Source organism: Mesorhizobium sp. B4-1-1 (assembly GCF_006439375.1).
Lineage (GTDB): Bacteria > Pseudomonadota > Alphaproteobacteria > Rhizobiales > Rhizobiaceae > Mesorhizobium.
This window is the reverse complement of the sequence record NZ_VFTH01000013.1, coordinates 15,708-41,433: the sequence shown is the minus strand read 5'-3', so window position 1 is coordinate 41,433 and position 25,726 is coordinate 15,708. Positions and strand designations below refer to the sequence as shown.

The following is a 25,726-nucleotide window of genomic DNA, read 5'->3' as shown; positions in this document are numbered from 1 at the left end:
CTCAACTATATCCTCTCGCCCTCCCCGTTAGCCAACCCGGCTGGAATATCGCCGGCCAGCAGCTTCTCTTTCGACAGCAGCCCTGCGTCCTCGAGCGCCTCGAAATCCGGCAGCTGGCGCAGCGTGTCGAGCCCGAACTGCGACAGAAACGTTTTGGTCGTTACATAGGTGTAGGGCGCGCCCGGCTGCGGGCTGCGCGGCCCTGCGGCGATCAGCTGCTGCGCGCGCAGCACGCCGATCAGGTCGCGCGACACCTCCTTGCCGAAGAAGGAAGACAGCTCGCCACGGGTGATCGGCTGGAAATAGGCGATGCACATCAAGACAAGCGCCTCCGCCTGCGATAATTCTTTCGCCTCCTGTCCGGCTGAGCCGAATGCACTGCGGATAACATCTCCAAAGGCTTTTTTCGTGCGGTGCTGCCAGCCGCCGGCGACAGACACCAGCTCATAAGGGCGGCCGGAGAGCTCGGCGCGGATGTCGTCGATGACCAAGTCGAGATTGCAGCTTCTGCCTACCACGCGCCAGCACCTCGCGCGGCCCCGGTTCGCTGGCGGCAAAGATCACCACTTCGACGCGGCCCATCCACTCGCGCCAGCGCAGTTCCGGCGGCAGGTGCTCGAGCTCAGTGTCCAGCAGTGCCGGTTGCTCGTTAGGCTTGCGGCGAACGGAGGCTTGGCTCATCGCTACAGCCCAAACAGCCGGAGGTCGAACAGCCGGCGCGTCGCGAAACGCGACAGGTTTTTCGTGGTCAGCGAGCCGGAGACGGCGTCTTCGTTGAGCAGCAAAAAGATCACGTCGCCAGCGCCCTTGGCGCGCAACTTTGACGCCACCGCCAGGAGTTTCTCGGTCCGGCGTGACAGCTCGGCGGCCAGCCGGCAGGCCTCGGCCGACCGCCTGAACCAAAGCAGCGCAGACCGCCCGTTCAAAGCCTTTTTCGCCAGGCCGGATGCGCTTGCCGCCAGCCTCGCCGCGAAACGCCGGACCAAAGGCTTGCGCCATCAGGAGTGGCAGCGGCCGTGGCCAGCGCAGCGTTTGCGCCAGCACCAGATCGGCCAGCCACCAGGCTAACAGCTCCGCATCGGGGCGCACGGCGACGACGCGAGCTGCGATCGCAGCGGCGGCGAACGGCGCTGGCCGCGGCGCCTCCAACGGATCTCCGATGTCCTTGGAAAGGTCGGCGAGCGCCACATTATCCAAATGAATCCCGAGCTGGTCGAAGACCTTTTCAAGCCGGTCGGGGGTAGCGGCGGGCGGCTGCGCGGCCAGTTGCCGCCAGGCGCCAAAGACGGTGCCGGCGGGACCGGGATCCGCGCCAACCGGTCGAAGATACCAGGCATCACGCAAGGCGGCTTCATCCTCGGCACGGTCGGCAAGTCGCATGCTGGCGGCAGCGCAGCGAAGCGCCAGTCGCTGGCGCCAGGCGCCGGCCCAGGCAGGCTGCGCCCGGGCAAGCGTGTCGAGCGCGCCCAGGGCGGCGCCGGCCTGGAAGGCGGCGTCGACGTCATGGAGCGCGCCGCCGGCGAGCGCCCAGGGCGGGACGGTCGGCGGCGCGACGTGACTAGCGGTCGCGGGGTCAAGGCGAATCATGATTTCGAGGTAAAATGCCGGTGCGCTTTATGCCATCAATTTCGCGCTAAAACGCACAGCCCGTCGTCGGCACAAGACGAATGATAATCTTGCAATATCAATCCTTTAACTGGAAGGCTGAAAGCCATCGGACCCAAGCTTCCGACAGCGCACAGCCTGTCAGGAAAGAGCCCATTCGTCATCGGCAGCGGTGATCATGCCCTGCCCCAATCGTCTATGAAGATCAAGCCACGATGGGTCGGTCACGAAGCTTGTCAAACTGCCACATGCCTCGGCGAGCGGAGTAGCGCCAAGGCGCTCCACAACAACGTCGGCGCCGCCGGTCGGACTGGTCAAAAACCGCTTGCAGGGATCATCGGCGCACTCAATTACCCGGTGTCCCCAAGCGCCCGAAACGTCGTCAGTCGCGAGAGCTTGCCGAAGATCGGAAGCGATGCCCGCAGCCCCGAGTGCCCTGTGAACCACATGGCGCATCAATGGGTAGAAGACTGGCTGGTGGCTGCCTCCGAGGACCCGCACCCTGGGCAGAATAGAGACGACCAACATAGCCGTCAGAAAATTTGGAATGAGGGTACGATCTGCCAACCGCGGCACGATGTCAGAGGCCGTGAAGCGGGCGACCTTCCTACCGTTCGAAGGATCGATCAAATCTCCCGCAGCAAGTCGCAGCGGGAGACGCTTGCCACTATGATAGAACCAGAAGAAATCAGTGGACCGCGTCAACCACCCACTCCAGGGGCCGGTGGCCAGCCGGTCGAGTTGCGCGAGGATGTTTGGAGCGAGCGTCGGCTCTTCAAGCAGGCACGTCCGAAGCCAGGAACCTGCGTCTGACAGATGATCCGCCACCAGGTCGGAAATGTCCTCGTCGTCGATCTGCAGAAATGCGAAACGGCTTCCGAAGAGCTTTGGCCAAAGCACCTGATTAGCAGCCTTGATGGCATGCGCTGGCCGCTGAAATTCAATGCTCGGCAGGAAATCGCGAAGCTGCGCCGCTTCGGCTTGCGGACCTGGCTCGACAGGCACCAGCTCAAATCGGTAGGATCCGGGTCCACTCAAAAGATTGTAACCGACCAACTGGCTTCTGCTGAGGCCGAAGACGTTGACAGGCTTGCCGTCAACGGCGAGCCAACCGGGTCCTTTACGCGATCTTTCAACGAGACTTACCGTTGAAACTGCATAGGACACATAGGTTGAGCAGCCGTGCGCGCCGAGGCCGAGCATGCTGAAGATATGCGTGTAATAGGCTTCCGGGTCGACGAGCAGAAGCAGATGAGGCCCTGTCTGCAACACGCGTCGCCGTTCCAGATCACGGCAGATTTGCGCGGCAGCATCGGCGAAGAGCCCAGATCGCAGCGCCGCTTTCCTGATGACGCCCAACAACTTGTCGAGGGCCTGCCTCCGGGCATCGGGTAGTGACCCCGACGCCGGCGCCTCAAACAGGCGAAAGGCGTAGTCGCGTACCGGCCGAGAGCGAAACGGCCTCATCCAGGGATAGAGTGACTCCAGCGCCTCGAGGACAGCCCATTTCGCATCCAGCTCTTCCGTTACTTTATCCACCTCACGACCCGCCCTCTCCTCCAGTTGCCAAAACAGGCCTTCGCCCATTTCAGCATCGCATCAATTCTGATCGCACCATAGCTTCCAACACCAAAGCATGTTTTGCGGCTGCGTTCCGATTGTCAAATCTTTGCTGCCAACGGATATGGTCGGGCTAGATCCTACATCTGCGCCGGAATTCCATGGGTGAAACGCCGAACGCTTGCCGGAAGGCATTGGTGAAGTGGCTTGAGCTCCCGAAGCCGCACTCAAGCGCGATCTCGGTTGCCGACAGGTTGGTCGATCGCAACATGCCGGACGACTTCTCCAGGCGTCGTTGAGCGATGAACGCATGCGGCGTCTTGCCTGTCGACTGCTTGAACGCCCTGCAGAAATGGAACCGGCTGACGCCAAGCTCCCTTGCCAAGGCAGCGAGCGTCAGGTTTTCGCCCGATAGCGAGCCGATCATTTCCAAGGTACGCTTGAGGTCGAATGGAGACAGACCGCCTTTCAAAGGTTCTTGATAGGCGCCATTCAGCCTCACCATCTGCACAAGCAGTAGTTTGGCCTGGCTCTCCACCATCGCGGCGCTGATCGGATCAGGTTGCTTGAGCTCGATCGCGATCCTCTGCAACGCCATTTCGACCAGAGCGTCTCGAAATCCTATTGAGGGCGGTAAGGCCGTCTGGCGGTGTCGCGCCGCTTCCCCGAACATTTCTTCAGCGAACTCCTGCTCAATCGAAACCAGCAGGAAGGAGGCTGTTTCATCGCCCTCGTCCCAACCGGTCCAGTCAATGCCCGCGGGCGCGAACACGACCGAGCCAGGATGGCGCGGTGAAAAGGAGATGCGGCGTCCGTCGACGAAGTTCTCGCCGTTGCGAGCCGCGCCGTGCAAATTCAACAGAAACACATGTCCCGGGCAAAAGATCTTTGTCTCCTGGCGCTTGAGGCCGGTTCTCTTGACCATGTCCACCCGCACCTGTCCCCAGCTTTCACACTGATGAGTAAGCGTCCGGTGCTGCGAAGGACGCATTCCGTTCGGTTCAAAGCCAAGCCATGCACGATTCAAAGTGGTTCTCGTACTTTCGTCACGTCAGTTCTGTTGTTCTGCCGAACCTTCGATTGCCAAACAAATCACAGATAACTCTGGGTTGGTAGAAGATGTGACTTTATTGAAAAAATCGCAACCAGTGGAAAGCCGCCAATACCCGGCCTTCCTACGACTTGCCTCAGTCAATGCCGATCCGACCGAACATTAGACTATTCTTAAAACCTGTCGGTACCGCGCATTGCCATCTCACGATCTCAAGGGGATGTAGAGGCATACTGCGATGCGTGGACTCGATGACTTTCTGACTGAGTGCGACAACGCCCCACGCATCAACGAACTTGCCGGCTTCTTTGCCGCGACAGCTGCGGGCAAGAATGGGGTTCCTCTGCGCAAACCAGTCGCCGACAATCGCCTGCTGAAGCAAGACGATCTCCTGCGCGACCTGGTCAGCCTGCACGCGGCGCGGCAAGGCTTTTTCGACCGGCACTATCACGGCAGCATTCCTTACAGGTTGGAGGAAGAATGCCGGATGAGCGCCGGCGCCGCCTCGTGGGCGAAGCGCGACGAGGCATGTTTGGAGTGGCGGATGGTGATCTCCTCGAAGTCCTCGACGCCCCAGAGATTGCGGTTTTGGCAGACGGCGCGGAGGTAGAAGCTCGCCATGCCGAGCGTCTTGGAACCAACCTCGGAATTCCAGCAATAGAAGCCGCGAAAGAAGAGATCCGGCGCGCCGTCGGGCAACCGACCTGCCTCAATCGGATTGAGATCGTCGACCAGAAACAGAAAGACATCGCGGTCACTTGCATAGAGCGTCGTGGTATCCTTCGTCACATCAACCCTGGGATTGTATGTGCTTGATGACCAGTCCAAGATGCCTGGAACTTTCCATCGCGTGTCGCCGGTGCCGTTGCCTGCAATGCGCTGAACGGCACCAACCAGCTCATGGTCATGGATCCGGCCGTAGTCGACACCGGTAACGGCGCGGAGTTCCATGCGACCGTTGTCTGTCTCAAGCGTCTTGATCTGCTCGGCTCGATGTGTGGCCAAGCCGTATTGAAGATTGAGGCCGGCCAATGAGGCCGGGAGCTGGCGCAGGTAGGTCGCCGGCGCGCCGATCAGGCCAGCAAGTTGCCCAAAGCTCCAATGGGTCGGCGCCAATGGCTCGGCTGAACCAGGCAGGACAAGCGACAGGCGCTCAGCATTGTCACGGCTCGCTTCGACACGAACCGCCGCGGTCTCAACGGTCCGTGTTCTGCTTCGTTCGCTGCGGGTTTGCACGGACGCGAACAGATCTGACAACGAAAGAAACTTTTCATCGTCAGGTCGGGAAAACCATTCCGACGACACGCGACCGATACGCTGGCCCCGACCGACATCGACTTTGTAACCGCCGTTGACGTCACGAGTTGCATCCAGGAACTCAACATTGCTCATCGGTTATCTCCCTGACGGACGACCGAGAGCCTCTCCCTCGAACCCAATCCGTCACGACACAGACCGACCTGACTTTCACTCTAATTTGGCACTGCGGGGCGGTTCGGCTCACCACGCGGGTCGCGTGGCGGAGACCGGTGCGAGAAGCGCCCGAGCGCCGCCGACCGTCACTTTTGATTGACAGTCCACTTGCCGAAAGACGGCGCCTAAGGATAACGGCGTATAAACCGCAGTCCTGTGCGCGCCCGTGACAATGACGATTGTCGCGCGCAGGACGGAGGAAATTCGCCTCCGCCGCGGGCGGTGATCAGGACAGCCGTAGGAGCGTCAGCATAGCGCCGGCCGCAGGGCGGGACGCGGGACCGACTGTCCCCGCCTGCGGTGGTCCGCATGAGGCCTGTGGATGGCCATTCTGCATCGTGACATATCTGTGGTGCGTCCCTGAGTATTCTGTCGGACGCCTGCTGCTACATCTCGACCTGGATCGTCCGCGCGTGGACGCCGTCCTAAATGCACGCCATCGCCGCCGCTTGCCGGCCGAGCTAAAGCTCCACCTTTCGAGTATTTTGTGTAGTATATTCAATGGCTTACGGGGAAGCCCGATGGTACCGACTATTCCAGATTTTCCAGCCGTCATTGCAACGTTCGGCACGTGCCAACCTATTGCGAAAATCGTCGCCCAACTAAATTGAAACAAAACGAGCGACTGTCCGAATTGCACGCCGAGGCGCGCTGGTGTCCGACAGGGAGCAACGGCGGCTTCCATCTTTCCAGATCTATTGCTCTCTATCTCCTCATTTGAATCAGAGGAGACGCAATGTGAGCACTCACGCGATCACGCCGATCAAGAAAACGATCCGGCGGCGGGAACTGCGCGAGATCGTGCCTTTGGCCGATAGCACAATTTACGAAATGGAGAAGCGCGGTGAGTTTCCGCGCCGCTTCGCGCTGACCCCTCGTTGCGTCGTTTGGGACTTGGCCGAGGTCGAGGCGTGGTTGCGGGCTCGCCGGGCGGTCCCTATCGAGCGCGCCAAAGCTCCCGATGTAAATTTGCGAAAGACCGCTCCTGTCAAAGGGCTGGATCGGGCTCAAAGCCGGTCATCGTAGGCGGAACGAGCACGACCGGCCGTTTCCTTCCTTCAGCCCATGCCTCTACGATGTCCGACCACTCTTGCATCATGTGCCTACGCTGAATTTCATATTCGGCTTTGTTGTAGACGCCGCGCGACGAGCGCCCGTCCTCGTGGGCCAGGCTCTTTTCTATCCAGTCGCTATTGAAGCCCAATTCATTCAGCAGGGTTGAGCCCGTCCGCCGGAGGTCGTGGACGGTGAACGGCTCAAGTGGCAGGCCCTCGTTATTAGCCTGTTCGGCGACCGAATAAGTCACGCGATTGAAGGTTGCGCGCGACATCGGCGCATCCGCATCGTAGCGAGATGGCAGCACGAAACGCGAGTTGCCTGAACAGGTTTTCAGCGCAATGAAGATATCGAGCGATTGCCGTGACAAATAGACATTGTGAGCCTTCGATCGCTTCATCCGCTCCTTGGGGATGGTCCAAACCGCGTTTTCGAAGTCAACTTCATCCCAAGTCGCGTCCTGAAGTTCGCTCTTCCGCACCATCGTGAACAGGATGAGACGAAGGCCGAGGCGAATGGTCGGTAAGGTGGCGACCTTCTCCAGCATCTTGAGCATCACGCGGATTTCAGATGGGGAGAGCGAGCGATCTCTCGGAACGAAATTGGCGATCGATGCCGGGCCGACGTCATCGGCCGGATTGGGCACCTTCTCGCCATGAAGGATGGCAAAGCCGTAGATTTGCTTGAGAATATCACGGACGTGGATTGCCGTGGCAGGCGCTCCGCGTTCGACGATCTTGGCACACTGGGCGCGAAGGTCGTCCGGTGTGATTTCAGTCAGCAGCCGATTGCGCCAAATCGGCAGTAGCTCGCGATCGAAGATTGAGCGCCTCATCGATCGAGTGCTATCCGCCATTGGCGCGGAGCTCAGCCACTTCTCACCAAATTGGCCAAAGCTCTTGGCTTCCTTCAGTCGGCGCTTCTGCCGCTGCTTCTCGATAGCGGGAGATTGACCATCCCTCACCGCGCGACGCGCATCGAGGCACTTCTCCCGCGCCTGGGCCAGAGAGATGCCGTCGCGGCCGTATTTACCAAGATAGACGGTCTCGCGGCGGCCATTAAGCCTGTAATCGAGGCGGAACGAGATTGCGCCACTCGGCATCACGCGGACATACATGCCGTCACGGTCCGCCACTTTGTAGATTTTTTCTTTTGGTTTCAATGCCTTGAGAGCGGCATCCGTCAGCATCCCGACTGCCTTTCAAAAAGTACCGTCACAGGTTTTTGGAGGGTTTCAGACAGGAATTCTTCTTTATTTTCAGCATCTTGAGCTGAAAAAAGTACCGTCACTAGCCCTATGGACCGCGACGGTACTGTCAAAAATTCCGTTTGGCAATATGTCGGAGGGCCGTCAGCCGGTACCGCAAAGCCAAAGAGTGTGGGCCGATAGCCAGCGAACGTCTTTGGCCGAAAACATTTTTGATTTCAGTGACTTAAATCAAAGTCTGGCGCAAATTCGGCGACGTTGGGATGGGCCTGAATCATTCCCACTCGATTGTGCCGGGCGGCTTAGAGGTCACGTCGTAGACGACGCGGTTGATACCCTTGACCTCGTTGATGATGCGGGTGGCGGCCGCACCCAGGAAGTTCATGTCGTAGTGGTAGAAGTCGGCCGTCATCCCGTCGACGGAGGTCACGGCACGCAAAGCGCAGACGAATTCGTAGGTGCGGCCGTCGCCCATGACCCCAACCGTCTGCACCGGAAGCAGCACCGCGAAGGCCTGCCAGATCGCGTCGTAGAGTCCGGCCTTGCGTATCTCGTCGAGATAGATGGCGTCGGCCTCGCGCAGGATCTCCAGCTTCTCGCGCGTGATGCCGCCAGGGCAGCGTATGGCGAGGCCGGGACCGGGGAACGGATGGCGGCCGATGAAGCTTTCGGGCAGGCCGAGCTCCTTGCCGAGCGCCCTCACCTCGTCCTTGAACAGTTCGCGCAGCGGCTCGACCAGCTTCATGTTCATGCGCTCGGGCAGGCCGCCGACATTATGGTGCGATTTGATCGTCACCGACGGGCCGCCGGAGAAGGAGACGCTTTCGATGACATCGGGATAGAGCGTGCCCTGCGCCAGGAAATCGGCGCCGCCGAGCTTCTTCGCCTCGTCCTCGAACACTTCGATGAACAGCCGGCCGATGGTCTTGCGCTTCTTTTCGGGATCGGCCTCGCCTTCCAGCGCCGAGATGAAGCGGTCGGAGGCATCTACCAGGATCAGCGGCAGGTTGTAGTGCTGGCGGAACATCTCCACCACGCTTGCCGCCTCGTCCTTGCGCATCAGGCCATGGTCGACGAGGATGCAGGTCAGTTGGTCGCCGACCGCTTCGTGGATCAGAAGTGCGGCGACCGAAGAGTCGACGCCGCCCGACAGCGCGCAGATGACCTTGCCCTTGCCGACCTGCTTGCGGATCGTCTCGACCGCGTGCTCGCGATAGGCGCGCATCGTCCAGTCGCCCTCGATGCCGGCGATGTTGTGGACGAAGTTCCTGAGCAGCCTGGCGCCGTCCGGCGTGTGCACCACTTCCGGATGGAACATGATGCCGTACATCTTGCGCTCGATATCGCCGAAGATGGCGAAGGGCGAGCTTTCCGACTTGCCGAGCACCTTGAAGCCCGGCGGCAGTTCGATGACGCGGTCGCCATGGCTCATCCACACCTGGTGGCGCTGGCCGGGCGCCCACAGGCCTTCGAACAGCGGGCTTTCCTTCTCGATCTCGACGAAGGCGCGGCCGAACTCGCGGTGGTTGGAGCTTTCGGCAACGCCGCCCATCTGCACGCAGAGCGCCATCTGGCCGTAGCAGATGCCGAGCACCGGCACGCCGGCGTCGAAGACGATCTGCGGCGCGCGCGGGCTGCCGATATCGGTGGTCGAGGCCGGACCGCCCGACAGGATCACCGCCTTGGGATTGATGCGCTTGAAGGCTGCTTCGGCCGATTGGAACGGCACGATCTCGGAAAAGACGCCGGCCTCGCGGATGCGGCGGGCGATAAGCTGGGTGAACTGGCTGCCGAAATCGACAATCAGTACGGTGTCGGTGTGATTGGCTGTCGTCGTCATGGCGAGCCTTTAGAGAAAGAAACGAGTCGGCGCAATGGGCTCAGCGCTGCGGCTTTCCGTCCTTTTTGGCCTATCCCAGCCGGATCGCGCCGGAGACGACCGCCTGCTCCAGCAAGTCGATGGCAGCGGCCAGCTTCTCGTCGATCACGTGCAGATATTCCGTCCAGTCGTTGACGTGCCTGAGATCGGCCGCGCCGTCGGAAATGCCGCGCAGGCCGACTAGCGGCACGCCGAACAGCTGGCAGGCGCGCAAGCAGGCGAAGGTCTCCATGTCGACCATGTCCGCATCGATGGCATCATAGGCGGCGCCGGAAATGATCGCGCCGCCGGTCGAGAGCGAGGCGGCCTTGACCCCCGGGATGACGAAAGGCAGCGGCACCGTCACCGGTAGGTCGAGGAAAGGCGTCGCGCCCTTCTCGAAGCCGAGCGGCGAAGCGTCCATGTCGCGATAGCTCACCGACACGACCTGGTAGATCTCGGCCTGTTCCAGCTTGCGGCTGCCGGCCGAGCCCAGCGAAACGACCAGGTCCGGAAGCGCTCCCTCGGCCTTCAACGCCGCCAGCTCGGCGCTCAGCCTGACACCGGCCTCGACCGGGCCGACGCCGGTCAACAGCGGCGTGAACAGGTTTTTCAGGTGCGGGCCGTATTCGGCCTCGACCGCCATGACGAAGAGAACCGCCTTGCCGGCAATCTGAACTGCACCCGCCATGGATCAGCCTTCTATTCCGTCGCGGCCGACCACCGTCATCATCGTGCCGGTCATGGTGGCGATCAGCTTGGCCTCGCCGTCGCCGGCGAAGGCATAGGCTTGGCCGTCGGCGACGATGATGGTGCGGCCGGGTTTGGTCACGGAACCGCGGAACAGGAACCGCTCGCCCCTGCCCGGCGCCAGGAGATTCACCTTAAACTCGATGGTCAGCACGCTGGAATTCTGCGGCATCAGCGAAAACGCGGCATAGCCGCAGGCCGAATCCAGCGCGGTCGAAATGACGCCGGCATGCAGGAAGCCATGCTGCTGGGTAAGCGAGGCGGAATAAGGCATCTCGATCTCGATGATGCCGGGCGTCACCAGCGTCAGCTCGGCGCCGATGGTGGCCATTGCCTCCTGTCGGGCAAAGGACGCCCTGACGCGTTCCTCGAAGTCGGGAGCGGGTACGATCTTGGCTGCTGCCATGGCGCTTCGCCTCATATTTGCTGGCGAAGCTTATTGCAGAGCCAGGCAAGACAGGCAATCTTTTATGTTGCAGCGCAGCAAAGGGCGGACATCCTCAGGCAGTCCGGCGCAAGGCGTGGAAATAGAACCCGTCAGTGCCGCTCAGCGCCGGGGACAGCGAGATGCCGCCGTCTTCGGCGATACGCGCGGCCCCTTCATGGCCAGGGAAGCGGCCATCCCAGAGCTGACGATGATCGACCGGCGCGAAACCTTCATGGCGCTCGCGGAAGGCCGCGACCTGCTCGCCGTTCTCGGCATCGAACACCGAACAGGTGATGTAGACCAGCAAGCCGCCCGGCTTGACGAAGGCCTGCGCCGTGTCGAGGATCGCCTGCTGCTCTCCCTTGCGGGCATCGAGCTGCCTTTCCGTCAATCGCCATTTGGCGTCGGGCCGTCGCCGCCAGGTGCCGCTGCCGGTGCAGGGCGCGTCGATCAGCACGATATCCATATGGTTGCTGAGCGGCGCAAGCTCCGCGGGCTTGCTGACGACCTGGACGTTGCGGTTGTGCGAGCGGCGGATGCGCTCGAAGATCGGCGCCAAGCGCACCTTTTCCGCGTCATGGGCAAAGAGCTGGCCCCGATTGTCCATCTCGGCCGACAGCGCCAGCGTCTTGCCGCCGGCGCCGGCGCAATAGTCGAGCACCTGCATGCCGGGCGCGGCACCGGCAAGTGCCGCGGCAAGCTGCGAACCCTCGTCCTGCACTTCGAACCAGCCTTTCTGGAAGGCCGGCTCGGCCTGCACGTTCGGGTGCCGGCCGTCGCCGTCGATCGGCGGGATACGGATGCCGTGCGGCGCGATCGCCGCAAGCGCGGCACCTGTACCCTCAAGCTCGGCCAGCACCTTGGCGCGATCGGCCTGTAGCGTGTTGACCCTCAGGTCCAGCGGCGGGCGTTGCGCCAGGGCGGCGCCTTCCTCGACCCAGGCGTCGCCATAGGCTTGCTCGAGCAGCGGCGCGCACCAGTCCGGGATATCGGCGCGCACCACGTCGGGCGCGTCGGCGAGCCGGCGCCCGGCCGCCGCCTTCAATTCGGACGCGCTGAGCAGCGGCGGCGCGAATTTGTCGCCGTCCAGTGCATCGTTGAGCGACTGTGCCGTCTGCCCCCACTCCAACAGAAGCGCGCCAAAGCCGATGGCGCGCGGCATGTCCTCGCCGAACAGCCAGCCGGCGGAGCGCTTGCGGCGCAGCGCGTCATAGACGATGTTGCCGATCGCCGCGCGATCGCCGCCGCCGGCGAAGCGATGCGACAAGCCCCAATCGCGCAAGGCATCGGCCACCGGCCGGTGGCGCCGGTCGACGTCTTCCAGAACCTCTATGGCCGCTGCCAGCCTTCCGCCCAGTCGCATTCCGTTTTCCGTTTACACCACAAAATTGGCTCCAGTCCGCTCTTAAAGCGTTTCAGGCCCGGATTGAAAGAGTTCTGTTCGCGTTGGCTGTGAAACCACGTTTCAAACCGGGCGATTTCGCCGAACGGTTTTCAAAACGGGGCGGCGCCGGAAAACATGAACAATACGCCAGAATATGAAAGGTCTCTAATGTCTTTGACTGGCGGGTACAAGCAAGCTCCTTGGCTTAACCCCTTGGCTTTTCAAGTGTTGTCCGCGGGAATACTCTTCCGGCAGTGATTCGCGGCGCGGGAAACGCGCTTTGACGGGTCCTATGAGGAGAGGGCAATGAAGACTTATCTGGCAGAAGTTCTCGGCACGTTCTTGTTGGTGTTCATCGGCACGGCTTCCGTGGTCACGGGCGGTTTCGGCGGCGCGCTGCCGCTCGGACAGGAAGGCATCGGCCTGGCGTTCGGCATCGGCCTGATCGCCGCGGCCTATGCGATCGGCCCGATCTCGGGCGCGCATCTCAATCCGGCGGTGACGCTCGGCGTGTTCCTGGCGGGGCGGATGCCGGCCAAGGACGTCGTCCCCTACTGGATCGCGCAGGTCATCGGCGCCATCATCGCCTCGCTGGCGCTGTGGATCATCGTTTCCGGCCAGGCCGGCGGCCACACCGGCGGCTTCGGCGCCAATGGCTGGGACGAGACGAAATGGGGCATGAGTTCGGCCTTCCTGTGGGAGCTGATCGGCACCTTCACCTTCGTCACCGTGATCCTCGGCGTCACCAACGCCAAGCACACCACGGCCTTTGCCGGCCTGGTCATCGGCCTGACGCTGGCAGGGATCCACTTCGCCATGATCCCGGTGACCGGCACCTCGGTCAATCCGGCGCGCTCGATCGGCCCGGCGCTGTTTTCGGGAGGTGCCGCGCTCAGCCAGCTTTGGCTGTTCATCGTCGCGCCGCTGATCGGCGGGGCGATCGCCGGCGTCGTCGCCAAGGCCGGCATCTTCGAAAAAGACTGATAGTTCTGGATAAATGCAAAAAAAGGCGCGGGCATGACCCGCGCCTTTTTCGTTGGGAGGATACGATCTTACTTCGTGGCGATGTCGAAGCGGTCGGCGTTCATCACCTTGGTCCAGGCCTTGACGAAATCCTTGACGAACTTCGCCTTGGCGTCGGCCGAGCCGTAGACCTCGGAAAGCGCGCGCAACTGCGCGTGCGAGCCGAAGATCAGGTCGGCACGGGTGCCGGTCCACTTCACTTGCTTGGTCTTGCGGTCGCGCGCTTCGTAGACCTCATCCGAGCCCGGCTCTGAGCCGGCCGCCGGATCCCAGATGGTCGCCATCGATAGCAGGTTGACGAAGAAGTCGTTGGTCAGCGTGCCCGGCCTGTCGGTGAAGACGCCGTGCTTGGAGCCGCCGGCATTGGCGCCGAGCACGCGCAGGCCGCCGACCAGTACGGTCAGTTCGGGCGCCGTCAGCGTCAACAGTTGGGCGCGGTCGACCAGCATCGCTTCCACCGACATCGGCAACCTGCCTCTGCTGTAGTTGCGGAAGCCATCGACGGTCGGCTCCAATGCCGCGAAGGAGGCGACGTCAGTCTGCTCCTGCGAGGCATCCATGCGGCCCGGCGTGAAGGGCACTGTCACCTCGGTGCCGCCGTCCTTCGCCGCCTTCTCGATCGCGGCGACGCCGCCAAGCACGATGAGGTCGGCGAGCGAGACCTTCTTGCCGCCGGTCTGGGCTGCGTTGAACTCCTTCTGGATGGCTTCCAGCTTGCCGAGCACCTTGGCGAGCTGGGCCGGCTCGTTGACCTCCCAGTCCTTCTGGGGCTCAAGCCGGATACGGCCGCCATTGGCGCCGCCGCGCTTGTCCGAGCCGCGGAAGGTCGAGGCCGAGGCCCAGGCGGTCGAGACCAGCTCGGAAACCGACAGGCCGGAGGCCAGTATCTTGGCCTTGAGCGAGGCAATGTCGGCCTCGCTGACCAACTCGTGGTCGATGGCCGGGATCGGATCCTGCCAGATCAGCTCTTCCTTCGGCACGAGTGGGCCGAGATAGCGCACGACCGGGCCCATATCGCGGTGGGTGAGCTTGAACCAGGCGCGGGCGAAGGCATCGGCAAACTGTTCCGGATGCTGGTGGAAACGGCGTGAGATCTTCTCGTAGGCCGGGTCGAAGCGCAGCGCGAGGTCGGTGGTGAGCATCGCCGGCGCGTGACGCCTGGAGGGGTTGTGCGCGTCCGGAACGGTACCGGCGCCGGCGCCACCCTTCGGCGTCCATTGATGGGCGCCGGCCGGGCTCTTCGTCAGCTCCCATTCGTAATTGAACAGATTGTCGAAGAAGTTGTTGCTCCATTTGGTCGGCGTCGTCGTCCAGATGACTTCGAGCCCCGAGGTGATGGCGTCGCCGGCGATGCCGGAGGCATATTTGCTCGACCAGCCGAGGCCCTGCGCCTCGATGCCCGCGCCCTCCGGCTCGGCGCCCACCAGCGAGGCGTCACCGGCGCCGTGCGTCTTGCCGAAGGTGTGGCCGCCGGCGATCAGCGCCACGGTTTCCTCGTCGTTCATGGCCATGCGGGCGAAGGTCTCGCGGATGTCGCGCGCCGCGGCGATCGGGTCCGGCTTGCCGTTCGGGCCTTCCGGGTTGACGTAGATGAGGCCCATCTGCACGGCGCCGAGATGGCCGCGAAGCTCACGGTCGCCCGAATAGCGCTCATCGCCAAGCCATTTGGTTTCGGAGCCCCAATCGACGTCTTGCTCCGGCTCCCACACATCGGCGCGGCCGCCGGCGAAGCCGAAGGTCTTGAAGCCCATCGATTCCAGCGCGACGTTGCCGGTGAGGATCAGAAGATCGGCCCAGGATATCTTGCGGCCGTATTTCTGCTTGACCGGCCACAGCAGCCGGCGCGCCTTGTCGAGATTGGCGTTGTCCGGCCAGCTGTTCAGCGGCGCGAAGCGCTGCTGGCCGGCACCGGCGCCGCCGCGGCCGTCGCCGATGCGATAGGTGCCGGCGCTGTGCCATGCCATGCGGATGAAGAGCGGCCCGTAATGGCCGAAGTCCGCCGGCCACCAGTCCTGCGAATCCGTCATAACCTTGTGGAGGTCGGCGACCACCGCATCGAGGTCGAGGCTCGCGAACTCCTTGGCGTAGTCGAAATCGTCGTCCATCGGGTCGGAGAGATTCGACTGCTGGTGCAGGACAGCAAGGTCGAGCTGGTTCGGCCACCAGTCACGGTTGGTCCGGCCGGCGGATCCATGCGCCACGGGGCATTTTCCAGCGCTGTTGTCGTCGGTTTTGGCGTCCATCTTAGTCTCCGATTCTGCCGAGGTTTTTTGCCGAGGTTGAATTTTGCCGAGGTTGATTTTTCCCGAAATTCTCGGGGGCGGCCGCTGGCCGCGCCAACCTGGAATGATTCCAGACTAGGCCGGCCAGCCGATAAAGACAAATTGCCTTTCCTGTTTCATTTGATAGGATTTGCTTATGATTGGCCTCACTGTCCGGCAGATGCAATATTTCGACGCGCTGGCGCAAACGCTGCATTTCGGCCGCGCCGCGAAGCTTGCCGGCGTCAGCCAACCGGCGCTTTCCGCGCAGATCGCCGAGATGGAAGAGCGGCTGAACTGCCTGTTGTTCGAGCGCGGCGGCAAGACAGTGCGCATGACCGACGAGGCGCTTGCCTTGCAGCCGCGTATCGAGCGCATTCTGGCCGACATACGTGACGTCGAGACGACTGCCCGGCGCGGCCGCCTTGCCATGGAGGGACGCTTCCGGCTGGGCATCATTCCGACGGTCGCGCCCTACCTCCTGCCGCATGTGCTGCCGGAGTTGAGAAAACACTACCCTTCCCTCCAACTCGAACTGCGCGAAGCGGTGACCGCGTCGCTGGTCGAGGACGCGACGTCCGGCCGGCTCGACGCCTTCATCGCGGCCTTGCCGCTCGATCAGCCGAAAATCGTCACCGAAGAACTGTTTCCCGACCGCTTCTTCCTCGCCGTTCCCGCCGGCGATCCGGCCTTCGCCTCGCCGCCGGTGCCGCCCGAGAGCCCGGCGCTGGAGCGGCTGATGCTTCTGGAGGAAGGCCACTGCCTGCGCGAGCAGGCCCTGGCCGTCTGCGGAAATGTGCGGCCGGTGGCGATGGCAAGCTATGGCGCGACCAGCCTGACGACGCTCTTGCAGATGGTGGCGCATGGGCTCGGCGTCACGCTGGTGCCGGAAATGGCGGCAAGTGCCGCCGGCGTCATGCCGGATCTGAGGGTCGTGCCGTTCCAGGAGCCGATGCCGCAGCGCATGATCTGCATGGCCTGGCGCCGCAACAAGGTGCGCCAGGACGAGTGCGTGGAACTGGCGAGGATCATACGCGGGCTGGATCGGGCGGTGCTGGGGGTATGAAGCCGCGCTTCGACGCGTCTCCATCCCTGCGCCCGCTAGCAGCCTTCACGGCACAAAGATCAGAAACACATAGGTAAAAAACACCACGACATGGACCATGCCGGTCAGGAAGGTCGTCCTTTCGGTGCTGAAGCTCACGCTGCATATGAAAAGCGCCAGCACCAGAAGCACGGCATCGGAGGCTGGAAGCCCCAGGGTCAGCCCCCTGCCCGTCAGCAGGCTGGCCGCCGCGACCGCCGGTATCGTCAAACCGATCGTGGCGCAGGCCGAGCCCATCGCGACATTCAGGCTGCGCTGCAGCTCATTCTTGAAGGCGGCGCGGATCGCCGAGATCGCCTCCGGCATCAAAACCAGTGCCGCGATCATTGCTCCCACGATGCTGTCGGCCTGGGTCACCTTATAGGCCGCGAGCGCATCCTCCACGCTCGCGGCGACCTGCTCTGCGAGCAGGACAATGCCGATGAGCCCGCTCAGCAGCAGCAGGGCGCTGACGGAAATGCTTTTGTGGGAGGCGGTTAGCATCGGAACGCCGTGCGCCTGTCCCTGGACGAAGTCCTCCCGGTGCCGGACGGTCTGGGCAAACACGAAGCTCGCATAGAGCAACACCGAAAGGACGCTGACGAAACCAAGCTGAGCCGCCGAAAACGTGCCGGGATCCGTGGCCTGGGTGTAAGTCGGAAGAATGAGCGTCATCACGGTCAGCGCGATCAGAACCGACAGGTAGGCGCTGGTCCCTTGCCGGAGGATCGCCTGCTTGCGATAGCGCCAGCCGCCAAGCGTGAGACAGATGCCGACAACGCCAGTGGAGGTGATCATCACCGTCGAGAAAACGGATTCGCGCGCCAGGGTCGGGTTGTTTGCTCCATGCAGCATCATCGAGACGATGATCGACACTTCGATCGCCGTCACCGCAAAAGTCAGCACCAAGGTTCCGTAGGGCTCCCCTATACGCCGGGCGAGCGCCTCGGCGTGGTCGAGCACCACGAAAATGGTGGTGAACATGATGGCGCTCGACAGCGCTCCAACGAGTATCCTGGCGTTCAGCGACCCTTCGTCGACCGAGAGGCCGCTGGCCCTGACCGCGAGAGCCATCGCCAGCGCGGCCAACGGCATCGTGTAGGAAGTCACCGACCGCCGGTAACCAGTCATTCAAGCCCCCCGAAGGCCATGCGTTTGCGCGAACTTAGCCGAAAAGCGCGCGGGGAGCACCTCTCATGGGCATCTTTGCCCGCCAAGCGTACCGTTCAAAACTCGATTGAGGACCGGGCATCATTTCTGGCGTCGAATGCCTCGATGGCCTTGCGAACCGCCCCACAGAATCTTTCCAGAAGTTCCGGCTCGTTCCCCATGCGACGGCGCAGCGAGAAGGGCACTTCCAGCTGTGCGCCTTTGCCCGTCAGTCCTCGGTTGACGATGTTCGAATCCTGGACACCCGGAAACGGATGGTTATCCTTCTTTGTCTGGAAGCCGGCCTCCTGCAGACGCCAGGCTATCTCTGAAACCAACGCGGCATCCTTGCCGCCCATGTAGACTGTCGCGAGATCGTCCCGATCCTGGCGACCGTGGATAGCGACGACAGTGGACTTCGTCCGCAACAGTTCCAGCGCGGTTGCCTCGTCAAAATTCCTGGATGTTATGTGCAGCTCCCGGTTGCTTTCCGGCATGAGCCCTTCAAAGCAATACATATCCAGATCGCCCCCTGCTATCGTCTCGGCGATCAGGGAGGTGCGGGGCTCGATCTTGCCGCCATGCGGGGCGATGACGATGGCACTACCGGTTCGCGCGCCGCGCCGGACGACTATGCGATAATCTATGTTTTCGATTTTGGCGGCTTTCAGCGCCGCAAAATTTGGAAACTCGTTGTCCATAAATGCCGTTTCACGCCGTCTTCTGCGCCACCAATCCCAATTCCTCCACCATCGCCTCGCGCATTAGGAATTTCTGCGGCTTGCCGGTCACCGTCATCGGCAGCTCGGTGCGGAAGCGGATGTGGCGCGGCACCTTGTAGTGCGCGATCTGGCCGGCGCAGAAGGCCTTGATCTCCTCGGCGGTGGCGATCTGGCCGGGCTTCAGCACGATCCAGGCGCAGAGCTCCTCGCCATATTTATCGTCCGGGATACCGAAGACCTGAACTTCCTTGATCTTGGGATGGCGATAGAGGAATTCCTCGACCTCGCGCGGATAGACGTTCTCGCCGCCGCGGATGACCATGTCCTTCACCCGGCCGACGATGTTGCAGTAGCCCTCGGCGTCGATCGTGGCGAGGTCGCCCGTGTGCATCCAGCCGTCGGCGTCGATCGCCTCGCGGGTCTTGTCGGCGTCGTCCCAATAGCCCTTCATCACCGAATAGCCGCGCGTGCAGAGCTCGCCAGGCTCGCCGACCGCGACGGCGGCGCCGTCGGCGCCGATCGCCTTGACCTCGACATGCGGATGGATACGGCCGACGGTGGAGACGCGCTTTTCCAGCGGATCGTCGACGCTGCTCTGGAAGGAGACGGGACTGGTCTCCGTCATGCCATAGGCGATCGTCACTTGCGCCATGTGCATGAGCGACACCACCTTCTTCATCACTTCGATCGGGCATGGTGAGCCGGCCATGATGCCGGTGCGCAGGCTGGAGAGGTCGAAGCTGGAAAAATCGACATGGTCGAGCATGGCGACGAACATCGTCGGCACGCCGTACAGCCCCGTGCAGCGCTCCTGCGCGACCGCTTTCAGCGTCGCGCCGGCATCGAAGCCCTCGCCCGGGAAAATCATGGCGGCGCCCTTGGAGACGCAGCCCATCGTGCCCATCGACATGCCGAAGCAATGGTAAAGCGGCACTGGGATGCAGAGCCGGTCATCGGCGGTGAGCCTGATCGCCGAAGTGACGAAATTGCCGTTGTTGACGATGTTTGAATGCGTCAGCGCCGCGCCCTTCGGCGCACCCGTCGTGCCGCTGGTGAACTGGATGTTGATGGCGTCGCCGGGCTTCAGGCCTTCGGAGATGCGGTCGAGGCTGTCATGTTCGTCACGCCCGGCCATGGCCAGCACATCGCCGAAATTGAACATGCCGGGCGAATTGTCGTCGCCCATGCGGACGACGATCTTCAGCGCCGGCAGTTTCTTGGCCTTGAGCTTGCCGGGCTCGGCGGCGGCGAGCTCGGGCGCAAGCGTTCCGATCATGCCGAGATAGTCGGATGTCTTGAATTGGGCGGCGGTGACGAGCGCCTTGCACCCAACTTTGTTGAGAGCATATTCGAGCTCGGTCAGCCGGTACGCCGGGTTGATGTTGACGAGGATCAGGCCGATGCGCGCGGTGGCGAACTGCGTCACCAGCCATTCCCAACGGTTCGGCGACCAGATGCCGACGCGGTCGCCTTTTTCCAGACCCAGCGCCAGGAAGCCGGCGGCCAAGGCGTCGACCGCGTCCGAGAGCTCGCTCCAGGTGAAGCGCTTGTCCTGGCCAACGAAAACGGCGGCGTCGAGCGTGGCGTATTTGCTCACCGTTTCGGAAAACAGTTCGGGAATGGTCTTGTCGAGCAGGGGCACCAAGCGATCGCCCGATACATGCGCCTTGCCGCCCAGCGGGGCAATGAAGGTGCCGCCGGCGCCGCGCCCGCGCAGATTGGTGGCGTTCATGAGCTCGTCGAGTTTGATCGCCATCGCCGTCTCCTCCCGGGATAAGCCAGCCTATCAGCCTGCCGGGATGGTGGAAACCCGCGAAGGTATGGGTTACGCGACCAGCGCCGCCATTTTGGCGGCGATTTCCTGCAACCGCCCCTCATCCGCCATATCACGAACCTTCTTCGAAGCCACCAGGCAGGCCTGCGACTTCAGGATCGTGCCGTCGCCCAGCACCTTGAGGTGGTTGGCGCGCAGCGTCGAGCCGGTGGTGGTGATGTCGACGATGACGTCGGCCAGTCCCGCCGCCGGCGCGCCTTCGGTGGCGCCGAGGCTTTCGACGATGCGGTAGACCTGGATGCCGTGCTTGAGCGAAAAGAACTGCTGCGTCAGCCGCCAGTACTTTGTAGCTATCCGCAAGCGCCGGCCGTGGCGCTGGCGGAAATCGGCGGCGACGTCGTCGAGATCGGCCATGGTATCGACATCGAGCCAGATGTCGGGCACGGCGACCACGACATCGGCATGGCCGAAGCCCAGGCGGGCGACGATCTCGGCGCGCGCTTCCCAATCGGCGAGGTTCTCGCGCAAAAGGTCCTCGCCGGTGATGCCGAGATCGACCGCGCCCTGGCCGATCTCGCCGGCGATCTCGGACGCCGACAGGAAGGCCACCTCGACATCGTCGAGGCCGTCGATGCGCGCACGGTATTTGCGGTCGTCCCCAGGTAGCGTGACGGCCAGGCCGGCCTTGGCCAGCACTTCGAGCGACTGCTCCTTGAGACGGCCCTTCGACGGGATCGCCAGCGTGATCATTTCGCGCTCTCCCGCAAGGCTTCGATACGGTCGAGCCAAACCGAAAAGCCGACGCCGGGTATCGGCTTCTTCGCGCCGAGCAGCGTCAGCAGCCGATCGTAGCGGCCGCCGCCGGCCAGCGGGCGGTCGCCGTCACCGGCGGCAATCTCGAAGACCAGGCCGGTGTAGTAATCGAGCGGACGGCCGAAGGCGGCGTCATAGCGGATTTGCGCCGAGGACAGGCCATGCGCCTCGATCGCCTTGGCGCGGCCGGCGAAATTCTCCAGCGCCGGTCCCAGCGACAGGCCGGCATCGGCGGCGAATTTCTCGAGCGCCGCGGTCGCGCCGCTGAGCGCGACGTCGATCTCGAGAAAACCCTTAAGCGCCGAGAACGCCTCGTTGGATAGGCGGACGCTGCGCAGTTGCGCTTTCTCGATCAGACGCCGCGCGATATCGGCAGGCGCGCGGCCGGACGATGCCGACAGCCCGGCCTCCTCGATGCCGGCAGAGATATGCGCGGCGAGGCCTTCCGCATCGCCGTCGAGCACAAGCAAGGCGACCGGACCGGAGAGCTGGCTGTTGCGCGGCGGATTGGCGAGGTCGGCAAGGGCTGCCTCCAGCATCGGCGCCGAGCCGAAGGCGCGCGCGAGCCGCATGCGCCAGCCGCGCGGCAAGCCGAGCGCGGCCAGCACCGCCTCGAACAAAGTCTGGTCGCCGAGCGTGATGGCAAGTGTCTGGCCGGGCAGCACCAGCGAAAGCAGCGCATGCGCATCGGCCAGCGAGCGGGCGTCGGCGGCGGCCGTGTCGCGATCGCCGAGGTCCTCGATGCCGGCCTGGAAGAATTCGTTGCCGCCCTCGCGGCGCTGGCGGAACACTTCGCCCAGATAGGAATAGCGGCGCGGCGTGCCGGCCTGGCTGGCGATGTGGTCGAGACAGACCGGGATGGTGAATTCGGGCCTGAGGCACAGCGTCTTGCCGGTCTCGCTCTCGGTGAGGAAGATGCGGCGGCGCAGATCCTCGCCGGCCATATCGAGGAACGGATCGGCCGGCTGCAGGACAGCGACTTCCACGGCGTGGGTGTCGCGGGTGGCGAAGAGTTGGACGATGTCTGCGGCGATGGCGGGACGGGTGGTCATGGATAGGTAGGGCGCGAGGCACCCCCCTCTGGCCTGCCGGACATCTCCCCCGCAAGGGGGGAGATCAGCAGTTTTGGGCTCGGCTCCCATTCTCCAACGCTGGAGATTGGCGAAAGCATACGCGACATCCAATCTCCCCCCTTGCGGGGGAGATGTCCGGCAGGACAGAGGGGGGTGTTCAAGCGCCACCCTTCGCGCGATCAGCAGCCTGCGCCGCAAGTATCTTCTGCACCTCGCCAACCAGCTCCCCCTCCGCCACCGTCACCTGCGCCGGCCGTGCCGCCCGCCATTCGGCATTGTCGGTGATCTCGGCCGACATGCGGGCGCCTTCGATCAGGTCCTTGATCTGCAGTTCGCCCTTGGCACGCTCGTCGCCGCCCTGGATGATGGCGACCGGGCTGCCGCGGCGGTCGGCGTATTTCAGCTGCGCCTTCATGCCGGCGCCGCCGAGATACATTTCGGAGCGGATGCCGGCGGCGCGGAGGTCCGCGACCATCTTCTGGTAGCGGCCGAGGCTTTCCGTATCCCTGTCCATGACCAGCACCACGACCGGGGCAATGACATCCGAGATATCGAGCTTGCCGAGGTTCTTCAGCGCCGTCATCAGGCGGGAGACACCGATGGAGAAGCCTGTCGCCGGCACCGGCTCGCCGCGAAAGCGCGAGACCAGCCCATCATAGCGCCCGCCGCCGCCGACCGAGCCGAAACGAACGATCTGGCCTTCGTCATTGGGGATCTCGGCCAGCAGCTCGGCTTCGAAGACCGGGCCGGTGTAGTATTCGAGGCCGCGGACGACTGAACGATCCATGGCGACACGGTCTTCGCCATAACCCGCAGCCCTGACCAGAGCCTCGATCGTTGCGAGTTCGCCAATGCCTTCCTGATAGACAGAGTTGGCGCCTACGCCGGAATCCTGGCCGGCCTGGCCGTTCCTCGCCGTTGCAAGAAGCACCGCTTCGGCCTGTTTGTCATTCAACCCGGCGCCCTTGGCGAAATCGCCCTCGCCTTCCTTGCCGCCATCCCAGCGCCCCGGGCCGAGCAGCAACCTCACGCCTTCCGACCCAAGCTTGTCCAGTTTGTCGATGGCGCGCAGCACCGTCAGCCGGCGCCCCGCATTCTCGTCGCCGCCAAGTCCGATCGCCTCCAGCACGCCGTCGAGCACCTTGCGGTTGTTCACCCGGATGACGTAGTCGCCGCGCTTAATGCCCAGCGCCTCCATGACATCGGCCATCATCATCGCCATCTCGGCATCGGCGGCGACGCCCGGCGTACCAATCGTGTCGGCGTCGAACTGCATGAACTGGCGGAAGCGGCCGGGGCCGGGCTTCTCGTTGCGGAACACCCAGCCGGAGCGATAGCTGCGATAGGGTTTTGGCAGCTTTTCAAAATTCTCGGCGACGAAACGCGCTGTCGGCGCGGTGAGATCATAACGCAGCGACAGCCACTGGTCGTCGTCGTCCTGGAAGGAGAACACGCCTTCGTTCGGCCGATCCTGGTCGGGCAGGAATTTGCCGAGAGCATCGGTGTATTCGATCATCGGCTGGTCGACCGGCTCGAAGCCGTAGAGCTCATAGACCGAGCGGATGGTCGCCATCATCTTCTCGACGGCGCGGATGTCTTCGGCGCTGCGGTCGGCAAAACCGCGCGGCAGCCGCGCTTTCGTCTTTTCCGATTTGTCGGCCATGGGATGATCTACTCTGGTCAATGGGCGCGCGTTTCCTAAACGATGCTGCTTGGAGCGGCAAGGGTTAGCGCCTCTACTTCGGCCTCTTGAGCCTCTTGCGCTCTTTCTCCACCTCCGTCCGGCAGTAGCAGCCTTCGAGATGGTCGTTGACCAGGCCCATGGCCTGCATGAAGGCGTAGACGGTGGTGGGACCGACAAAGCTCCAGCCGCGCTTCTTCAACTCCTTCGATATCCTGACCGACACCGCCGTCGTCGGATTGGCGCGCAGATGCGCGACGTCGACGATTTCGGGCCGCTCCTGCGAGCCCGGCTCGAACTTCCAGAACCAGGCGGCCAGGGAGCCGAACTCGTCCACCATCTCGCGGGCGCGTTTTGCGTTGTTGATGGTCGAGACGATCTTGCCGCGATGGCGGATGATGCCGGCATTGCCGAGCAGGCGCTCGACATCCGCGTCGGTGAACGCCGCCACCTTGTCGAAGTCGAAGCCGGCGAAGGCCTCGCGGAAATTCTCACGCTTGCGCAGGATGGTCAGCCACGACAGGCCCGACTGGAAGCCTTCCAGGCAGATTTTCTCGAACAGCCGGCGATCATCCGTCACCGGCCGGCCCCATTCGTGGTCGTGATAGTGGAGATAGTCGGGCAGGTTGCCGTGCCAGAAGCAGCGCGCCTTGCCGTCGGGACCGTCGAGAATGCCGGCATGTTCAGTTGTCATCGCTACCAAATCCGTCCGTTAACGCGCCTCAGCGCCAAGTTTACGGTGGCTTTACCAGATTCCTGAACCGGCCGGTAACCACACCAAAAGGTTTACTGACAAAGCGGCATTTTACGCATTCCGATTCATGCTTTGCTTGCCGCTACGCGCCAAGGATCGCGAAGCCGAGGCCCTCCCGCCCGGACGAGTTCGACGATCAAGGTGCGTTCCGATGAAGACAGCGTTTTGTTCCCTGCTTGGCGCGGTGGTCATTCTTGCCGCCGGCGCCACGACCTCCCTTGCCAATGACCGGTACGCCGACCGACCGCCGGTGATGGTGAGCCCCGACCTTTCGGCGCCCTGGGTGCTGCAGCTTGGCCGCGCGCCGGGCATCGTGCGCCCGGCCCGGCAGGCAACGCAGCAGCCGCTGCGCCGCCTCTTCCAGGCACAGCCCGACCAGCAGCGCACGGCGGCCGTGCAGCAGCCGGCCAAACGCATGGTGATGCGGCCACAGATCAACCCGATCTACCTGCCTCAGGAAGTCGCCTATGACGGGCCGGCGAAGCCGGGCACTATCATCATCGATACGCATCAGAACTTCCTCTTCCTGGTCGAGAAGAACGGCAAGGCGCGACGCTACGGCGTCGGCACCGGCAAGCCCGGCTTCGAATGGTCGGGCACGCACAAGATCACCGACAAGAAGGTGTGGCCGGACTGGCGCCCGCCGGCGCAGATGATCAAGCGCGAGGCGGCCAAGGGCCGCTACCTGCCGACTTACCTGGCCGGCGGCATCGAGAACCCGCTCGGGGCGCGCGCGCTCTATCTCGGCACCACCGAATACCGCATCCACGGCACCAACCAGCCCTGGACGATCGGCGGCGCGGTGTCTTCCGGCTGCATCCGCATGCGCAACGAGGACGTCGTCGACCTTTACGAACGCGTGAATGTCGGAACCACGGTCGAGGTGATATAGTCGCAGCGAATCAGCCGGTTAGACGGCGCAACGCTTTTAGTCTCCTGCTGTTGCCGCCAAGTCATAGTACGATCCCGCGGGATGTGCTTAAACCGGTGACAGAGTTTACGGGGGACGGGCCGTGTGGGG

General features: G+C 63.1%; 21 protein-coding genes and 3 pseudogenes. 4 read left to right on the top strand and 20 right to left on the bottom strand.

The features are described 5' to 3' along the window. Positions 1–5 precede the first annotated feature (5 nt). The 7 genes and pseudogenes from FJW10_RS18735 to FJW10_RS18710 form a co-directional block, all read right to left on the bottom strand. A pseudogene (locus FJW10_RS18735) lies at positions 6–681 on the bottom strand (SMC-Scp complex subunit ScpB). A gap of 2 nt (positions 682–683) precedes the next feature. Continuing rightward, the gene (locus FJW10_RS30980) at positions 684–926 is read right to left on the bottom strand and encodes a DUF1403 family protein (RefSeq protein ID WP_246685876.1); all 243 of its coding nucleotides are present in this window, start codon (positions 924–926) and stop codon (positions 684–686) included. 31 nt (positions 927–957) lie between these two features. After that, positions 958–1,587 (bottom strand): annotated as a pseudogene (locus FJW10_RS18730) (DUF1403 family protein); the annotation flags it as partial. A gap of 159 nt (positions 1,588–1,746) precedes the next feature. Beyond that, positions 1,747–3,192 carry a hypothetical protein gene (locus FJW10_RS18725; RefSeq protein WP_140901203.1) on the bottom strand — a complete coding sequence of 482 codons (1,446 nt, stop codon included), beginning with the start codon at positions 3,190–3,192 and terminating at the stop codon, positions 1,747–1,749. Positions 3,193–3,298: 106 nt separating this feature from the next. Beyond that, on the bottom strand, positions 3,299–4,090 hold the full coding sequence (locus tag FJW10_RS18720) for an AraC family transcriptional regulator (RefSeq protein ID WP_246674305.1): 792 nt from the start codon (positions 4,088–4,090) through the stop codon (positions 3,299–3,301). A 262-nt stretch (positions 4,091–4,352) separates the two neighbouring features. Next, positions 4,353–4,667: a hypothetical protein gene (locus FJW10_RS30495; protein WP_181177576.1), complete on the bottom strand. Its 315-nt coding sequence runs from the start codon at positions 4,665–4,667 to the stop codon at positions 4,353–4,355. A 17-nt stretch (positions 4,668–4,684) separates the two neighbouring features. Beyond that, positions 4,685–5,608, bottom strand: a pseudogene (locus FJW10_RS18710) (DUF932 domain-containing protein); the annotation flags it as partial. Positions 5,609–6,427: 819 nt separating this feature from the next. Between FJW10_RS18710 and FJW10_RS18705 the strand changes: the two are divergent. After that, positions 6,428–6,715, top strand: coding sequence for an AlpA family phage regulatory protein (locus FJW10_RS18705; protein WP_140833449.1), 288 nt, complete (start codon positions 6,428–6,430; stop codon positions 6,713–6,715). Here the strand turns inward: FJW10_RS18705 and FJW10_RS18700 are convergent. The 5 genes from FJW10_RS18700 to FJW10_RS18680 form a co-directional block, all read right to left on the bottom strand. Next, positions 6,678–7,934 (bottom strand): site-specific integrase, encoded by a 1,257-nt coding sequence (locus tag FJW10_RS18700; RefSeq protein ID WP_140901202.1) that lies wholly within the window; start codon positions 7,932–7,934, stop codon positions 6,678–6,680. The two genes, FJW10_RS18705 and FJW10_RS18700, sit on opposite strands and share 38 nt — an antisense overlap. A 292-nt stretch (positions 7,935–8,226) precedes the next feature. Beyond that, complete coding sequence (gene guaA, locus FJW10_RS18695) at positions 8,227–9,792, bottom strand: glutamine-hydrolyzing GMP synthase (RefSeq protein ID WP_140833453.1); 1,566 nt, start codon at positions 9,790–9,792, stop codon at positions 8,227–8,229. Between the two features lie 70 nt (positions 9,793–9,862). Beyond that, complete coding sequence (locus tag FJW10_RS18690) at positions 9,863–10,501, bottom strand: 5'-methylthioadenosine/S-adenosylhomocysteine nucleosidase (RefSeq protein WP_140901201.1); 639 nt, start codon at positions 10,499–10,501, stop codon at positions 9,863–9,865. A 3-nt stretch (positions 10,502–10,504) separates the two neighbouring features. Continuing rightward, entirely contained in the window at positions 10,505–10,966 is a 462-nt protein-coding gene (locus tag FJW10_RS18685; protein ID WP_140833457.1) for a PaaI family thioesterase, read from the bottom strand. A gap of 94 nt (positions 10,967–11,060) precedes the next feature. Next, positions 11,061–12,350 (bottom strand): RsmB/NOP family class I SAM-dependent RNA methyltransferase, encoded by a 1,290-nt coding sequence (locus FJW10_RS18680; protein ID WP_140901200.1) that lies wholly within the window; start codon positions 12,348–12,350, stop codon positions 11,061–11,063. Between the two features lie 327 nt (positions 12,351–12,677). Here FJW10_RS18680 and FJW10_RS18675 point away from each other — a divergent pair, with 327 nt between their 5' ends. Then, positions 12,678–13,355, top strand: coding sequence for an MIP family channel protein (locus FJW10_RS18675; RefSeq protein ID WP_140643940.1), 678 nt, complete (start codon positions 12,678–12,680; stop codon positions 13,353–13,355). Positions 13,356–13,423: 68 nt separating this feature from the next. Here the strand turns inward: FJW10_RS18675 and katG are convergent, their stop codons facing one another. Then, positions 13,424–15,637 carry a catalase/peroxidase HPI gene (katG, locus tag FJW10_RS18670; protein ID WP_140901199.1) on the bottom strand — a complete coding sequence of 738 codons (2,214 nt, stop codon included), beginning with the start codon at positions 15,635–15,637 and terminating at the stop codon, positions 13,424–13,426. Between the two features lie 175 nt (positions 15,638–15,812). Here katG and FJW10_RS18665 point away from each other — a divergent pair, with 175 nt between their 5' ends. Further along, positions 15,813–16,721: a hydrogen peroxide-inducible genes activator gene (locus FJW10_RS18665; RefSeq protein WP_140901198.1), complete on the top strand. Its 909-nt coding sequence runs from the start codon at positions 15,813–15,815 to the stop codon at positions 16,719–16,721. 45 nt (positions 16,722–16,766) lie between these two features. Here FJW10_RS18665 and FJW10_RS18660 read toward each other — a convergent pair whose 3' ends face one another. From FJW10_RS18660 to FJW10_RS18625, 7 genes are all read right to left on the bottom strand, one after another. Beyond that, complete coding sequence (locus FJW10_RS18660; protein WP_246674313.1) at positions 16,767–17,834, bottom strand: calcium:proton antiporter; 1,068 nt, start codon at positions 17,832–17,834, stop codon at positions 16,767–16,769. Positions 17,835–17,965: 131 nt separating this feature from the next. Then, a complete protein-coding gene (locus tag FJW10_RS18655; protein WP_140833484.1) occupies positions 17,966–18,589 on the bottom strand; it encodes a poly-gamma-glutamate hydrolase family protein in 624 nt (207 codons plus the stop codon). Positions 18,590–18,599: 10 nt separating this feature from the next. Then, entirely contained in the window at positions 18,600–20,366 is a 1,767-nt protein-coding gene (locus FJW10_RS18650; protein ID WP_140901196.1) for an AMP-binding protein, read from the bottom strand. A gap of 69 nt (positions 20,367–20,435) precedes the next feature. Continuing rightward, positions 20,436–21,134, bottom strand: coding sequence for an ATP phosphoribosyltransferase (gene hisG / locus FJW10_RS18645; protein ID WP_140901195.1), 699 nt, complete (start codon positions 21,132–21,134; stop codon positions 20,436–20,438). Then, positions 21,131–22,249 (bottom strand): ATP phosphoribosyltransferase regulatory subunit, encoded by a 1,119-nt coding sequence (locus tag FJW10_RS18640; protein WP_140901194.1) that lies wholly within the window; start codon positions 22,247–22,249, stop codon positions 21,131–21,133. The genes hisG and FJW10_RS18640 overlap by 4 nt, the downstream gene beginning before the upstream one ends. 178 nt (positions 22,250–22,427) lie before the next feature. Beyond that, entirely contained in the window at positions 22,428–23,933 is a 1,506-nt protein-coding gene (gene hisS, locus FJW10_RS18630; protein WP_140901193.1) for a histidine--tRNA ligase, read from the bottom strand. 73 nt (positions 23,934–24,006) lie between these two features. Further along, on the bottom strand, positions 24,007–24,645 hold the full coding sequence (locus tag FJW10_RS18625; protein WP_140901192.1) for a DNA-3-methyladenine glycosylase I: 639 nt from the start codon (positions 24,643–24,645) through the stop codon (positions 24,007–24,009). Positions 24,646–24,856: 211 nt separating this feature from the next. On the opposite strand from FJW10_RS18625, the gene FJW10_RS18620 reads away from it, so the two are divergent. Further along, complete coding sequence (locus tag FJW10_RS18620) at positions 24,857–25,597, top strand: L,D-transpeptidase (RefSeq protein ID WP_140833497.1); 741 nt, start codon at positions 24,857–24,859, stop codon at positions 25,595–25,597. Positions 25,598–25,726: the final 129 nt, after the last annotated feature.

Bases quoted from the DNA above. Each gene is read 5' to 3' on its own strand.
- katG (WP_140901199.1), bottom strand. From the start codon at position 15,637: ATGGACGCCAAAACCGACGACAACAGCGCTGGAAAATGCCCCGTGGCG.
- FJW10_RS18620 (WP_140833497.1), top strand. From the start codon at position 24,857: ATGAAGACAGCGTTTTGTTCCCTGCTTGGCGCGGTGGTCATTCTTGCC.
- FJW10_RS18625 (WP_140901192.1), bottom strand. From the start codon at position 24,645: ATGACAACTGAACATGCCGGCATTCTCGACGGTCCCGACGGCAAGGCG.
- FJW10_RS18655 (WP_140833484.1), bottom strand. From the start codon at position 18,589: ATGGACAACGAGTTTCCAAATTTTGCGGCGCTGAAAGCCGCCAAAATC.
- FJW10_RS18675 (WP_140643940.1), top strand. From the start codon at position 12,678: ATGAAGACTTATCTGGCAGAAGTTCTCGGCACGTTCTTGTTGGTGTTC.
- FJW10_RS18720 (WP_246674305.1), bottom strand. From the start codon at position 4,090: ATGGTCAAGAGAACCGGCCTCAAGCGCCAGGAGACAAAGATCTTTTGC.
- FJW10_RS18700 (WP_140901202.1), bottom strand. From the start codon at position 7,934: ATGCTGACGGATGCCGCTCTCAAGGCATTGAAACCAAAAGAAAAAATC.
- FJW10_RS18640 (WP_140901194.1), bottom strand. From the start codon at position 22,249: ATGACCACCCGTCCCGCCATCGCCGCAGACATCGTCCAACTCTTCGCC.
- hisS (WP_140901193.1), bottom strand. From the start codon at position 23,933: ATGGCCGACAAATCGGAAAAGACGAAAGCGCGGCTGCCGCGCGGTTTT.
- FJW10_RS18685 (WP_140833457.1), bottom strand. From the start codon at position 10,966: ATGGCAGCAGCCAAGATCGTACCCGCTCCCGACTTCGAGGAACGCGTC.
- FJW10_RS18665 (WP_140901198.1), top strand. From the start codon at position 15,813: ATGATTGGCCTCACTGTCCGGCAGATGCAATATTTCGACGCGCTGGCG.
- FJW10_RS18650 (WP_140901196.1), bottom strand. From the start codon at position 20,366: ATGGCGATCAAACTCGACGAGCTCATGAACGCCACCAATCTGCGCGGG.
- guaA (WP_140833453.1), bottom strand. From the start codon at position 9,792: ATGACGACGACAGCCAATCACACCGACACCGTACTGATTGTCGATTTC.
- FJW10_RS18725 (WP_140901203.1), bottom strand. From the start codon at position 3,192: ATGGGCGAAGGCCTGTTTTGGCAACTGGAGGAGAGGGCGGGTCGTGAG.
- FJW10_RS18690 (WP_140901201.1), bottom strand. From the start codon at position 10,501: ATGGCGGGTGCAGTTCAGATTGCCGGCAAGGCGGTTCTCTTCGTCATG.
- hisG (WP_140901195.1), bottom strand. From the start codon at position 21,134: ATGATCACGCTGGCGATCCCGTCGAAGGGCCGTCTCAAGGAGCAGTCG.
- FJW10_RS18680 (WP_140901200.1), bottom strand. From the start codon at position 12,350: ATGCGACTGGGCGGAAGGCTGGCAGCGGCCATAGAGGTTCTGGAAGAC.
- FJW10_RS18660 (WP_246674313.1), bottom strand. From the start codon at position 17,834: ATGCCGTTGGCCGCGCTGGCGATGGCTCTCGCGGTCAGGGCCAGCGGC.